The organism is Neobacillus cucumis, from assembly GCF_023715505.1.
Genome location: NZ_JAMBOH010000008.1, coordinates 159,733 through 173,837, shown reverse-complemented (window position 1 = coordinate 173,837; position 14,105 = coordinate 159,733). Strand labels below are relative to the sequence as shown.

Annotated in this window: 10 protein-coding genes; 4 read left to right on the top strand and 6 right to left on the bottom strand. The window is 39.1% G+C overall.

Translation table 11 applies throughout. From position 1 onward, the window contains the following. Positions 1-73: 73 nt before the first annotated feature. From M3226_RS14065 to M3226_RS14055, 3 genes are all read right to left on the bottom strand, one after another. Entirely contained in the window at positions 74-1,282 is a 1,209-nt protein-coding gene (locus M3226_RS14065; protein WP_251566359.1) for a SpoIIE family protein phosphatase, read from the bottom strand. After that, positions 1,282-2,130, bottom strand: a complete 849-nt coding sequence (locus tag M3226_RS14060; RefSeq protein WP_251566358.1) for an alpha/beta fold hydrolase — start codon at positions 2,128-2,130, stop codon at positions 1,282-1,284. The genes M3226_RS14065 and M3226_RS14060 overlap by 1 nt, the downstream gene beginning before the upstream one ends. Positions 2,131-2,378: 248 nt before the next feature. Beyond that, a complete protein-coding gene (locus tag M3226_RS14055; RefSeq protein ID WP_251566357.1) occupies positions 2,379-3,368 on the bottom strand; it encodes a glycoside hydrolase family 43 protein in 990 nt (329 codons plus the stop codon). A gap of 194 nt (positions 3,369-3,562) precedes the next feature. On the opposite strand from M3226_RS14055, the gene M3226_RS14050 reads away from it, so the two are divergent. Continuing rightward, complete coding sequence (locus M3226_RS14050; protein WP_251566356.1) at positions 3,563-4,411, top strand: NAD-dependent epimerase/dehydratase family protein; 849 nt, start codon at positions 3,563-3,565, stop codon at positions 4,409-4,411. A 46-nt stretch (positions 4,412-4,457) separates the two neighbouring features. Next, positions 4,458-5,297, top strand: coding sequence for an aldo/keto reductase (locus M3226_RS14045; protein ID WP_251566355.1), 840 nt, complete (start codon positions 4,458-4,460; stop codon positions 5,295-5,297). A 128-nt stretch (positions 5,298-5,425) separates the two neighbouring features. Here M3226_RS14045 and M3226_RS14040 read toward each other — a convergent pair whose 3' ends face one another. Next, positions 5,426-6,271 (bottom strand): hypothetical protein, encoded by an 846-nt coding sequence (locus M3226_RS14040; RefSeq protein WP_251566354.1) that lies wholly within the window; start codon positions 6,269-6,271, stop codon positions 5,426-5,428. A 386-nt stretch (positions 6,272-6,657) separates the two neighbouring features. Next, on the bottom strand, positions 6,658-8,040 hold the full coding sequence (locus M3226_RS14035) for a L,D-transpeptidase family protein (protein WP_251566353.1): 1,383 nt from the start codon (positions 8,038-8,040) through the stop codon (positions 6,658-6,660). 487 nt (positions 8,041-8,527) lie between these two features. On the opposite strand from M3226_RS14035, the gene M3226_RS14030 reads away from it, so the two are divergent. Then, positions 8,528-10,093: a flavin monoamine oxidase family protein gene (locus M3226_RS14030; RefSeq protein WP_251566352.1), complete on the top strand. Its 1,566-nt coding sequence runs from the start codon at positions 8,528-8,530 to the stop codon at positions 10,091-10,093. 74 nt (positions 10,094-10,167) lie between these two features. Here M3226_RS14030 and M3226_RS14025 read toward each other — a convergent pair whose 3' ends face one another. After that, positions 10,168-11,373, bottom strand: coding sequence for an MFS transporter (locus M3226_RS14025; protein ID WP_251566351.1), 1,206 nt, complete (start codon positions 11,371-11,373; stop codon positions 10,168-10,170). A 360-nt stretch (positions 11,374-11,733) separates the two neighbouring features. Here M3226_RS14025 and nirB point away from each other — a divergent pair, with 360 nt between their 5' ends. After that, positions 11,734-14,097: a nitrite reductase large subunit NirB gene (gene nirB / locus M3226_RS14020; RefSeq protein WP_251566350.1), complete on the top strand. Its 2,364-nt coding sequence runs from the start codon at positions 11,734-11,736 to the stop codon at positions 14,095-14,097. Positions 14,098-14,105 lie beyond the last annotated feature (8 nt).

Below are 14,105 nucleotides of genomic sequence, written 5' to 3'. Positions count from 1 at the left end.
AGAGGTACAACAGAGGGCAACCGAGTGAACCATTCGATTGCCATTATTCTATCTGTTTTGCTATTATTTATGATTATTTTAAGTCAATGAGAATAAAGGATTCATCATCGCTATTATGATAGACACTTTTTTCACTTTTTAAGGAATGTAAAATTTCCTCTTTCAGTTTACATAAAGGTAATGATACTGTTTCCCTCAATAAAGGAGCTAAATGGTTTGAAGCAAGGGGGTCAACACCATCAGTGTAAAGGAGCAGTCTGGCTCCCTTGCTGAAAGTAAAGGTTTTAGTTTTAAATTCTATACCTTCAAAGGTTCCAAGTGGTGGGGCGGTAGAAAATAATTCATATTGTTTTCCGTCAGAGTCCTGCCATAAGGCAGGGGGATGACCTGCATTGACATACTCTATTATTTGTCTTTCTGTATCAATTAAAAGAAAGATACCGGTAGAATAATGCCTAGCTTCCTCGTTGTTCCGAAACAATTTGTGAAGGTGGCTATCCAATTCTTTCATCACCATATCAACTTTAAATCCTGCTGAAATTAATCTTCGAAACAGAGATTGAAGAGTCATCGTAATTAAAGCTGAAGAAATACCGTGGCCCATAACATCGAGCAGGATGATTCCATAGCGGTGCAGATCAATTCGATAAATCCCGTAGATGTCACCGGATAATTCACCAGATGCATTATAGAATACTTCCATTTGAACTTTTTCATTGTTAATCGGATCGGTTAGTGATGTTTCTTGAATAATTCTAGCAAGCTCCAACTCTTTCTTTGTTTCTATTTTATATTTATGATTTTGTTTGTAAAGTTCAAGTAGTTTTTCCTTTTGAATTTTGAGCTTTTTAAGGGTAGTCTCTAATTCCGCATTCACTTTATGCTTTGCTTTTAAGGCTTCTTCAGTTTCCTTTTTTGCAAAAAGCAATTCATTTTCATATTCGTTTCTTTTGCGCATCGGGATAAGAATACATTCAAATTTAGTGGTTTCATTTACTCTTCTAGAGAGAGCATTGACGAGTACGGGAATCTCTTCTCCCTTACTGGACTCTAGTGAAATATACATTTCCTCCACCCGATGTTCAAGTTTTAAAAGCGGAAAAAAATAGAATTGAAAGAACAGACGAGCAGGGACAGTAAGGACAGCATTGACATGCTGCCCTGTTAATGAATCTTGGGGGTAATCTAGTATCTTAAGCAATGTTTGATTAATGGATAATATCAGTCCATCTTCTGACAGTGTCAGAAATCCACATGGTGCATGATTCAATTGTTCATCCATTAAATATGATCTCCTCTGCCCGCTAAGCTGACATCTATTTTTGATGAGATACTTAGGTATTGGCGGATTAAGCGGACCGTCTCCTCGGGATGGCTCATATGCGGGCAATGTCCCGTTGCATCCATATATTTCAACATACTATTAGGAAGATGCTGGTGAATATACTCTCCCACCGCTAAAGGAGCAATAATATCATTTGAACATTGTAAAATAAGCGATGGTACCGTTACTTTTATTAAGTCACTGCGATTGTCTGCAAAAAAAGCAGCCTCGGCAAATTGACGTGCGATAATAGGGTCAGTGGAACAAAAACGTTCTTCCAATTGGTGTTTAACCTCTGGCCGCTCTGGATTATTTGTCACTGTTGAGGCAAAGACATTTGCCCAGCCTATGTAATTTTTGTCCATCATATCAATCAAACCTAAAAGCTCCTCTTTTTCAAAGCCTCCATAATAATGCGGAGGATCATTTAGGTAGCATGGAGAAGGACCGATCATAACAAGATGAGAGAAGTACTCAGGATGACTCAATGATGCTAGCATACCAATCATACTTCCAACAGAGTGTCCAACAAATACAATGTCTTTTAAATCTAAGGCTGAACAAACATCCAATACATCTTGTGCATAGCCAGTAAGACTGCTATATCTTTTCGAGTCATAAGCATGTATGTCTGAATTGCCCAAACCTACATAATCAAATAAAATGATTTGGTAATCTTTTTTCAATGCTTCGGCAACCGACTTCCAAACCGTTTGGTCACAACCAAAGCCGGGAGCAAAAATAATAGATTGTTTACCATGGCCTTTTACTTTTACATTATTCCGAAATAAAATATTCTGATCCATCCTGATGCTCCTCTCTAGCATTATCTTATATATATCATACCACTTACCTTCCTAAAAATGGGGTTTTCTCCTGTAGTACTAAGGGCCCCACTTTATTAGTTTGTTATTTGAACTATTGGTCCTATGTGGTATTTTTAGTTTAAACATTAAACAAAGTCACCGGTGTGCCAAATGCGAAAGGCCAACTCCAAGGAGTTGGCCTTTTTTTACTTACGCTTATGACAATGTTTAAAGGAATACCTGATCTATCATTTTGATCCCTTATAGGGGTCTATCGTTTGGATGGTACCATCCTCGTTATAATTTAATTGAGTATATTTAACGCAGCGCTTGTGGTCGACGCCATCGGATAAAGAGCAATCATGATAAAATAAATACCATTTATCCTTAAATTGAACAATCGAATGATGGGTGGTCCATCCTATTACAGGGGTAAGAATAGTTCCTTTGTAAACAAATGGTCCCTGAGGATTTTTACTCATGGCATATGCAATTGTATGCGTGGTACCAGTAGAATAAGAAAGATAGTAAATTCCCTTGTATTTATGGACCCATGGGCCTTCAAAGTATCTTCTTGACTCATCACCAGCTAGGATTGGATTTCCCTCTTCATCCACAATCAAAATTTCCTGAGGTTTGGATTTAAAGGTAAGCATATCTTCACTTAATTCCGCTGCCATTGGTCCTAAAGCAGGTTCTAAATCGGCCGGACCTTCCCCATCAGGAAGAAAAGCGCCTGTCCGCCATTTCTCTAATTGCCCTCCCCAAAGTCCGCCAAAATACATATAGGCCTTATCATCATCATCTACTAAAACGGCCGGGTCAATGCTAAAGCTACCGGGAATGTAATCTTTTTCTGGTGTGAAAGGACCGGCAGGTTTTGAACTTGTAGCGACCCCAATTCTGAAAATATCATTTGTATCCTTAGCAGGGAAAAATAAATAATATTTATTGTTTTTATATGCTGCATCTGGTGCCCACATCTGTTTCTTTGCCCATAGGACATCCTTAACATGAAGCGCCTCCCCGTGGTCCACACAAGGAGATTCAAAATCATCTATCGATAGGACATGGTAATCTTCCATTGAATAGTGTTCCCCTTCGTGAGTCGAAGGTTCATCATGATCAAGGTCATGAGAAGGATAAATATAAATTTTACCTTCAAATACATGGGCGGAAGGGTCGGCTGTATACATATGTTCCACTAATGGTGTATTGGGTTTTACGATTTTTTCCACTTGTTGATCTCCTTACTAGTTAAGATTTTAATATATTTTAGTAATGTATAAAAATAGGTAGCGTTTTATATAGAACAATAAAGTTAAGACATTTTACTTGAAAATCTCCTGTTATATACTATACTTAGTTTATGCGATAAACAAAGAATTGTCAATAACAGTATGCGAAGCCAATCATAACTGGAGGAGTAGACATGAAAAAAGTAGTCATAACAGGTGGAAGTGGACTTCTGGGAGCGGATGTCATAAAAGAATTCTTGAACCATGGGTATGATACTGTGAATGCAGATATAAAGTATCCCAAACAAGCACTTTGTCGGACAGTTATTACCGATTTGACCAATCTAGGTGAGGTATATGGGGTATTGGCTGGCGCTGATGCAGTTGTACATCTTGCAGCGATTCCTGTTGCTTACTCACACCCAAATGAAGTGACCTTTGAAAATAATGTCATGTCCACTTATAACATTTTAGAAGCGGCAGGGAATTTAGGAATCAAAAAGGCTGTCATTTCTTCAAGTGAATCGTCATATGGCATTTGTTTTTCTAAACAAAATTTACAGCCCCAATATGTACCAATCGATGAGGAGCATCCACAATTGCCGGAAGAAAGCTATGGGTTGTCCAAAATCGTTAATGAGAAGACCGCGGATATGATTCACCGAAGAACAGGTATGCAGGTAGTTTCGTTTCGATTAGGAAATGTTATTTCTCCAGAGATGTATAATAATTTCCCTGGTTTTATTCACGACCCGGAACAACGTAAAACCATTCTTTGGAGCTATATTGATACGAGAGACGCTGCGACCGCTTACCGGTTAGCTATCGAGACAGACGGACTTGGTTCTGTTGCTCTAAATATTGGCGCCGATGAAACAAGTATGGATATGGAAAGCACACAACTCATGGAAATTTGCTATCCGGATGTAAAGGATTTCCGCAAAGACTTATCAGGCTTCGCACCATTATTAAACAATGAAAAGGCAAAAAGGCTGTTGAATTGGCAGCCTGTCCATAAGTGGAGAGATTACGTAAAGCTTTAAATCTAAATTTCTTAAAAATTAATCGTTTATGAAGGAGAGGGAGTCTATGATTTCTAGTCTAAAAAGTACCACGACATTACATAATGGTGTGAAAATGCCATGGGTTGGCTTAGGTGTGTTTCTAGTAAAAGACGGAGAAGAAGTTGTAAATTCAGTTAAGACGGCTCTTGAAGCTGGCTATCGAAGCATCGATACTGCAGCTGTTTATAAAAATGAAGAAGGTGTAGGCAAGGCGATTGCTGAATCAAACATCCCCCGTGAAGAGCTATTTATCACCACGAAGCTTTGGAATGCCGATCAAGGATATGAAGAGACATTAAAAGCATTTGATGTAAGTATGGAAAAATTAGGTTTGGATTATTTAGACCTTTATCTCATTCACTGGCCTCTTCCATCTCATGGTAAATACGTAGAGACCTGGAGAGCACTTGAGAAACTCTATAAGGCTGGCCGTGTTCGAGCGATTGGAGTAAGTAATTTTAAGGTCCATCACCTTGAAGATATAATGGCAAACTGTGAAATCAAACCAATGGTCAATCAAGTAGAATATCATCCACGGTTTAATCAAAGGGAATTGCATGATTTTTGTAAAAAGAATCAAATCCAGCTTGAAGCCTGGTCTCCATTAATGCAAGGGGGTCTCCTAGATGAACCGGTATTAGTTGAGATTGCTAATAAGTACAATAAATCGACTGCTCAAGTGATTATCCGCTGGGATATTCAAACGGGGGTTGTGACGATCCCAAAGTCTGTTAAGCCTCACCGAATTGCTGAAAATGCGGATGTCTTTGATTTTGAGCTTTCACAAGAAGATATGGATAAAATTAATGCCCTTAATCAGGATAAGCGTATGTTCGCTGACCCAGATGAATTTAGTAGAGTGTAGAAATTTGTAGAAATCATCAAGAGGCTTGTCCATAGGGATAAGCCTCTTTTAGTTAGGCTATTTTCGTCTATGCCAGGGGATACTTGTTTTTCCTTGTCATCGATGGATTACAATGGTGGGATGTAAAATTACGGTACATAGGTAGGATAAAAGGTCCGGATGCTGCTGCCATCGGGGCTCATGTATAATTCAAGCTTATATTTTGTCCCATTAATGACAATGGCTTCAGGAACATCCACACCAGCTAGAGCCCGGACGGTACCTAATGCCAAAAGGCCCTCAGCACTGATCCCGACAAAAAATGCGGACCTTTTTTTAAGTATTTTAATAAATCGTTTTTTTCCATAATCGTAGGCCTTTAAATGATAACCTACAGTAATAACATGGGGTGTGGGAGACATTTCTGTTTGATTCATGCTGGTCAGATCAATTTGGTCCCGATGATGTTTGTTTAGTTTTGCATTGTCTTCAAGCCAGTATTTATACCAAAAATGATGGCCTGTAAGTCTCCTCCCTTTTTGCTCTCCAATAAAAACATGCTCGAAACCTGATAAATCGCGGCTACTTTCCCAATTAAATTGCCGGAACCATAAATTATATAAATAGGTATACCATTGGGACTCGTCATATTTTATGTTTAGCCTTTCCTCAATGAAGTTCTTAGCCATCTTGACAGGAAGAGAATTCATGGCCATTCCTAAAAATTCTTCGACCTCCTTTGACTCGTTCAGTGTGTTTTTTTCTTTATCTACTTGATTTAATGTATAGTTATCAAACAGATTTTCAATCAATTGATAACTGCTTCTTTTTCGGTCAGGTATATGTACTTCCTTAAAAATACGATGTCCAGGATTACAAATTTCCTTATCAACGGCAACGTACCCTTCTGACCGATCCCCATTTTCGGCCGTGAAAATGGGCTGAATTCCGCTGCCTTTCATATCTGCATCCCAAATCGCGTTATAAATATTCATATCAGCTCCTCCTAAGCGTGGAACATGATTTCCTTATATTTTAGTTTGTACAAAAGGCTCTTTTCGTAAAGTCTGTTTCGATCACTTTTTCATGCATTGATTTAGGCTGGGGAATGTCTGTCTAATAAAGTTTTCCCTAAATCCTAGTATTCTCTAGCAAACATTAACGTTTATAGTTTAAAGAAGAGGCAGGAAATCTTCATAACGATTTCCTGCCTCTTCTTTGTTTGGCACAAGGCTAAATTTACTTTTCGTACAAGTTTTTAAACCCGTAATCATGTTGTATCGGGGCATCTTTTCGTAAGTTCCTTTAAGTATATAGGGGGAAAATACTGATTCAGCAGCTTTTATTAGTATCAATAGCAACAATGCCTACGAAAAGTACCTTAATAAACGACAACTGGTTCATTTTTACTAAGATGGTTATATACCGTTTTCATCACACTTGATGGTGTGTTAACGCAACCGCCCGATCCTGCGGTGAGGTAGGCGGTACTTGTCCAGTTTGTCCGCCAGCTGGCATCATGGAACCCGCAGCCGCTAAGTGTAAATGGTGCCCAATATTGGACTTTAACTGAATAATTCCCATGACCTACACTAGTTCCCTCAAGTACAGAAGGAGTTTCTTTATACATGACATACCACACTCCCGGTGGTGTATCTTCGTTCGTGTTATGCCTGCCTGTAACTACATTGGTTGTAAAAACTAATTTCCCATTTTTATAAATCCAAATACGCTGGTCTTTAATGGACACCTCAGCATAGGTGCTCCCAATCCCATCGTTGGTTGTTGCATGATAGCCAGTACCATAAGTACTCCAGCCAGATCCGTAAATAGACCCTGCCTCAAGTGATTTTTCACCTTTTTCGAAGGCTTCCTTTACCCTATTTGATTCTTTAGTAACATTAATAGCCCAGCCGTAAGATTCACCTTTTACTGACACGACTGACCCTGAGTGGGTTTTAAATTTGAAATCTTTATTTAATGTGGATTGAGCTTCATTAATATCATTAATTTTGTTTTTAATTTCTTCTGAGTTAATTGTAACCTTCAGATCTTTGGTCACCGTTGCGTTTTGAATTAGATCACTGCCTTGTAAAGAATAAACCTTATCTTGAACTTTATAATCAACGGTACGTTGAACAAGTTCCTTCAGCTTATTCTCTTCTTTTTTTATAATGGGACTGTCCTCTTTGATCGGCTGTATGTATTCAGGCTTCAAAAAGATTTCACTTGTATATTCCTGTTTTTGATAATCCTTTAATAATTGAGTGATATCATATTGCTTTCCATCAACACTTTTAGAGACGGCAATTTTGCCCTGTTCTAAACGGACCTCTGCATCTTTAGGCGCCAATAAGCTTTTATTCATATAAAGGAGCTTTTCCTCTGCAAGTTTTTTCATCGTTTGACTTCGATACAGATCCACTTTTCCTGGCTGTAGGGAAAAGTTTTTTTCTTTTGAGGAAGGCCAAAAGGTCTGCTGGCTTTTTAACAATTTCTCCACACTAGCAAGGTCTTTACTTGTGAATTCCATCTTCGTATCCTTACCATTGAAAATAAGATCTTTTCCAATATAGACATCGTTTTTTAATACAGTTGATTTAAGTTTTTTTAATGCTTGTTCCGCAGTCAGGCCGCCCGCTTTTGTGTTATTGATCGTGATATGTGCATTGAAATGGTTTGACTGGTAATAGTAGACACCCGAAAATATTATCGCAATGATAATAATGAAACTGCTGACAATGATGAGTTTATTTTTACGCAAGACCTTCACCTCTAGAGGAGTTTAAGTATTTCCAATATTGAAACTATTTAAATTGAAAATCTAGTAAGCTATTAGAGCATTTATGACTATTTCGATTATACCAAGATAATACCAAAATTTCACTCTGTTGTTTCTCTTTATAGTTATAAAAGATAGATTAATAAAAGGAAAATGTATCGCAAATATGTATATCTGCTTGTTAAAAATATGAATTGGAGACTTCTGAATGGGTAAAAAGGACTTAGGGGGACCATGGTTATTATCATAGTGAAAATGCTTAGAAGGTAAAATTTATAATTTCTGTGGAATAAGGCAGCTGATCATTTGCTAACTAGGAGGAGTCAGTTTTCATCAGAAAAAGCAGAACCACCTACTGCCTATAGCAAAAAAAAATGCCATGCATATTTTATTAAAGATCGTTACTATTGTCCGATAGTAAATCGATTGAGGATGAGTATGGTCTATTTTTGTCTAAAGGGGTGGTTTCTTGACACGAACACTATTGGCAAGTACCTTGCAGAAATGTTTTGCAATAGCAAGTAATGAGCTGATAAATCAGAAAAGTTCTGGACAAGCATTACTGCAAGTAGTTAACCATGTAAAAGATTGTATGACTGCAGGAAAGGAAATCGGTCAAATAATTAACATCAACAGTTATAAGGAAAATCCTCACAGGATTGTTATTGTGGGAGCGGGCTTGGCGGGACTCACTTGTGCCTATCGTCTTAAGCAGGCAGGAATTGCATCTACAGTCTATGAAGCAGCGGGGCGGGTTGGTGGACGTTGTTGGACAAGGCGGGGTTTCTTCAAGGAGGAACAAATTGTCGAATGTGGTGGTGAGTTCATTGATACGAATCATAAGGAGATTCTCGAACTGGTAAAAGAACTAGGTTTGAAGCTTGATAATTTACCGATGGCAGAATCCGCAGGAACTGCCCCAGTTTATTTTTTCAATGGAAGTCCTTATTCCTTAGAAGATGTAACAAAGGATTTTATAAAGATTCTTCCTAAACTAAAAAGCGATTTAAAAGAAGCTGGTGAAATGACACTTTATAATAGTTACACAGAACGCGGATATGAATTGGATCATATGTCCGTTACTGATTATATTAATGAAATCGTTCCTGGGGGGATCGATTCTAAATTTGGCAAATTATTAGAAGTTGCCTATACGATTGAAAATGGAGCTGATGCCAATCAACAAAGTGCATTAAATCTACTTTATTTATTAGGATTTGCTCAGTCTGACCGCTTTCAAATTTACGGAGATTCAGATGAATGCTTTCATATAAGGGGAGGTAATGATCAACTCCCCAAACTATTAGCCCAAAATCTTAATGGACAAATTAGATTTAATTCTCAATTAATAAAGATAGAACAAAATGATCAAAATGAGATAAGACTGCATTTTCGGGAAGCTGATAAAGAATTTGAAGTTTTGGCAGATAAAGTAATTCTGACTGTACCCTTTAGGATTTTAAGGATGATAGATTGTGAGAATGCAAGATTTCGTCCATTAAAAAAAACAGCGATTGAGGAGCTGGGAATGGGAGTAAATACGAAACTTCATGTCCAATTTTCGAATCGATTCTGGAGGGGGCTTGGAAATAACGGAGAAACATTTTCCGATACAGGCTATCAGCAGACATTTGAGTCGTCTCGTGCACAGCCAGGTAGATCGGGAATCCTTGTCAACTTTACGGGTGCAGATACGGCGGAAGGTCAGATGGCCTTTACTGAGGAGGAATTAAAGGAAAGGACTAGGGATTTTTTGGACAAGTTAAAGTGTGTTTTGCCTGATAGCGAAATACACTGGAATGGCTTATCCACTGTTAATCACTGGTTGAGTAATCCATGGAGCAAAGGAGCGTATTCCTATTGGAAGGTTGGTCAATTTACAAAATTTGCTGGTATTCCGGGAGAACGGGAAGGTAATATCTTCTTTGCTGGTGAGCATACTTCGACTAAGTATCCAGGATATTTAAATGGAGCAGTTGAAACGGGAGAAAGGGCTGCAAATGAGGTAATTAGTGATTTGCTTAAATCATTCTAGTTTAGTAAAGGGACATTCTGTGTTTGAATGTCCCTTTACACTTTTAGATTAGTTGGTATAAAGAGAAAGAAAAGTTAGATTTGTCTAGAAGCTTCCTTCGATACCCAGCTTTTTTGCCAAGATAGCTTTGCGATGAGTACGACGATTAAACCAGCTAATCCAATTCCTGCATAAACCAAAAAGCCTAGTGCGTATGTTCCGGTCATTTGTTTAAGTGTACCGAGGATATTTGGTACAAAGAATCCGCCGATGCCGCCTGCTGCTCCAACAATCCCGGTGATCCTCCCTATTTCATCTTTAAATCTATGCGGGATTAACTGAAAGACGGCTCCATTTCCCATTCCTAAAAATAGCATCCCAAAGAACAATAAGGTGGTGACAAGCGCTAGGGACGGAAGCTGGCTGACACCGAACATGCATAGGGCGACCGCTATAAATAAAAAGGTCAAAAGACGAGTGCCGCCAATTTTATCGGCAATGGCACCGCCAACAGGACGGAAAAAGCTCCCAGCCGCCACACAAAGTGTTACAAAATCCCCCGCGCTAACCTTTGATAATTGATATTGGTCTACAAAAAAGATACTTAAAAAGCTTGATAACCCAACAAATCCTCCAAAGGTAACACTGTAAAGCAGGCAGAAATACAAGGTGTCCTTTTGTTTAAAAATAGTAAAATATTTCCCTGCCTTTTTTGCTGAAGGCTCTTCTGGTGCATCTTTAGCCATCAGGATATAAAGGATAAATACAATTGAGAGAGGAATAATTGCTAACCCAATTACATTATGCCAGCCAATATTTTCTGCAAGACGCGGGCCGAAAAGCGTGGCAAACAGGGTTCCACTGTTACCAGCACCTGCAATTCCCATCGCTAATCCTTGTAAATGAGGAGGATACCAGCGGCTTGCCATTGGAATGGCTGCTGCAAAGCTTGCCCCCGCTACCCCAAGAAGGATACCTATTAAATAAATTTCTGTTAATGTCTTGCCAAATAACCATCCCCAAACGAGTGGGACCAACGTGACAAGCATCCCAATAATGGCTGTTTTGCGCGGTCCAATTCGATCTGTTAAGACGCCAAGGATCAGACGGAAAAATGAACCACTAAGAATAGGAACCCCTACAATGAGTCCTTTTTGTGCGGGAGATAGACCAAAGTCCTTTGTAATAAAGACCCCAAGCGCACCTAATATCACCCAAATCATAAAACTAACATCAAAGTATAAAAATGACGCAACTAATGATGGTGCATGACCACTTTTTCTTAACTCTGCTAACTTCATACCAGTACTTTCACTCCTTTTGTGTACAGTAAATCGGTACCAACTGCTTTCGCTTTTAAATACGTATTACCAGCCGACATTTGGCTTTTTTGAAAAGATAACCTTCCCTAGTATCAGTAAGAATGAGAACAGATTCGCTTCATTTTTCATATTGGACCTCCACCTAAATTTTTTTTTTTTTTTGCATGTTGTAAGAATAGTCTGCCAAATTTTTTTTGTCATGAATGCTGTAAGGTCTTCTAACATGGAAATTTTTGTGTCAGGAAATATAACATGATTGATTTCTATTGCGTTAACTTATGAAATAATAAACGTTATTCATGGCTGTAGGATGTACTCTTACAATACTGGAGGTTTGTTATGAGGAAGCAAAAGCTAGTCTTAGTAGGCAACGGGATGGCAGGGGTACGTTGTATTGAGGAGATCGTAACTCTGAATCCTGAAGCTTTTGAAATTACTATTTTTGGCAGTGAGCCACATGTAAACTATAATCGGATTCTTTTGTCCACTGTACTGCAAGGCGATACATCGCTTGAGGATATTACCATAAATGATCGTAATTGGTATGAAGGAAAACAAATTAAACTATTTACCGGGGAAACAGTTGTAAAGATTGATACCGCAAAACAGGTTGTCATTACAGATAAAAAGCAAGAGATTTTTTATGATCGACTCATTATCGCGACTGGCTCCGTTCCCTTTCTCCCGCCGATTCCTGGTTCAGAAAAAAAAGGGGTGACGGCATTTCGAACAATTGAAGACTGCCGGGCAATCATGGAAACAGCGAGGCATTTTAAAAAAGCTGCTGTCATTGGCGGAGGGTTGTTAGGGCTCGAAGCGGCAAGGGGGCTCCTTAACCTTGGAATGGAAGTAAGTGTGGTCCATATTGGCCAATATTTATTAGATAGGCAACTAGATCAAACTGCAGCGAAAATGCTTCAAGCTGAGTTGGAGAACCAAGGAATGAAGTTTCTTTTTGAAAAACAAACACAAGAAGTGTTCGGAAGCAGCCGGGCAGAGGGGCTGATTTTTACCGACGGAACCAAGCTTGATGTAGATTTAGTGGTGATGGCAGCTGGGGTTAGGCCGAATGTTCAGTTAGCCAGGGAAAGTGGAATAGAAATAAATCGAGCCATCCTCGTGAATGATTTCTTACAAACGAACATCGAGAATATCTATGCCGTCGGTGAATGTGTTGAACATCGCGGAAGTGTTTATGGATTAGTTAAGCCGCTATATGAACAAGGACAGGTGTTAGCTAAGCATATCTGTGGCATTGAAGACCAGGGGTATAAGGGTTCCGTTCTGTCAACACAATTAAAAATTTCAGGTATAGAGCTGTTTTCTGCAGGACAGGTAGATGAGGACCCCTCGTCGAAGTCAATTAAACTATATGATGAGGTTAATCAAATCTACAAAAAGGTGATCTTTAAAGACCATAAGATCAACGGTGTGGTTCTTTTTGGAAATACCAGTGACCGAACGAAATTGCTAGATATGATGATCAAACAACAGGATGTACCGGACCTTGAAAAAGCAGCTTTACTGCAATCTTCACCCGAGGCAGGCAGATCAATGGCTTCAATGCCTCTTAGTGAAATAGTTTGTAACTGTAATGGGGTGTCAAAAGGTGCAATCTTGGAGGCTGTTCAAAAAGAAGGATTGACTACCGTCGACCAAGTAAAAAAATGCACGAAGGCATCAGGGTCCTGTGGCGGCTGTAAGCCGTTAGTCACGGAGCTGTTAGCCTATATAAAGAGCGATGCATGTAATGAGATCATTAAGAAGAAATCCATGTGCTCCTGTACCTCTCTGACAGAAGATGAAGTGGTACAAGAAATGCAGCTGCTCGGCTTAACTACCCCGCAAGAAGTAATAGAGCAGTTGAATTGGAATAGCAAGAATGGCTGCAGCACCTGTCGTCCGGCGCTTGAATATTACCTAGGAATGATCTATCCAGAGTACGAAAGCAAACTAGAGCCTCAATTCGAAGAAGAACGGTTGAATGTAATCGTCCAAGAGAATGGTTCGTACACGCTGATCCCCCAAATGTATGGCGGTGTAACCTCTGCAGAACAGTTACGTACCATTGCGAACGTTGCAGAGAAGTATGCCGTAAAAAACATTGCTATTACAAGTGAACAAAGAATTCATTTAATGGATGTAAAAAAGGATGTGCTAAGTGAGATATGTGCAGACTTAAACATGCCGTTAAGCAGCACATATGGAAATAGGGTGCAAAATGTCAAGACTTGCATTGGCGAACATGTTTGTCAGTGTAATAAACAACCATCTTTAAAGCTAGCTGTTACTCTTGAAAGGAAATTGGCATCCTTAAAAACCCCATATCGTGTAAAAATTGGTGTCTCTGCCTGTATGCATAATGGTGCAGGCTCCACAACTAAAGATATTGGAATCATTGGAACGGGATTAGGCTGGGAAATTTATGTAGGAGGCTCAAGCGGGAGAATGGTACGTGCAGGGCAATTACTGGCAGTTGTTCCCACGGAAGCTGAAGCTTGTGAAATCATTATGGGGCTGATTCAGTATTATCGTGAATCGGCAAATTACTTGGAACGAACTTGGCAATGGCTCGATCGATTAGGCTTAATTCATGTAAGAGAAGCATTGTTTGATCAAGAGCTTCGCCAGGAATTATTAGTGCGCTTGGACGAAGAACTGTCAGTAAGAAAAAGTATTTTAGTGAACAGCGATCACCAGTAAAAGTTAAT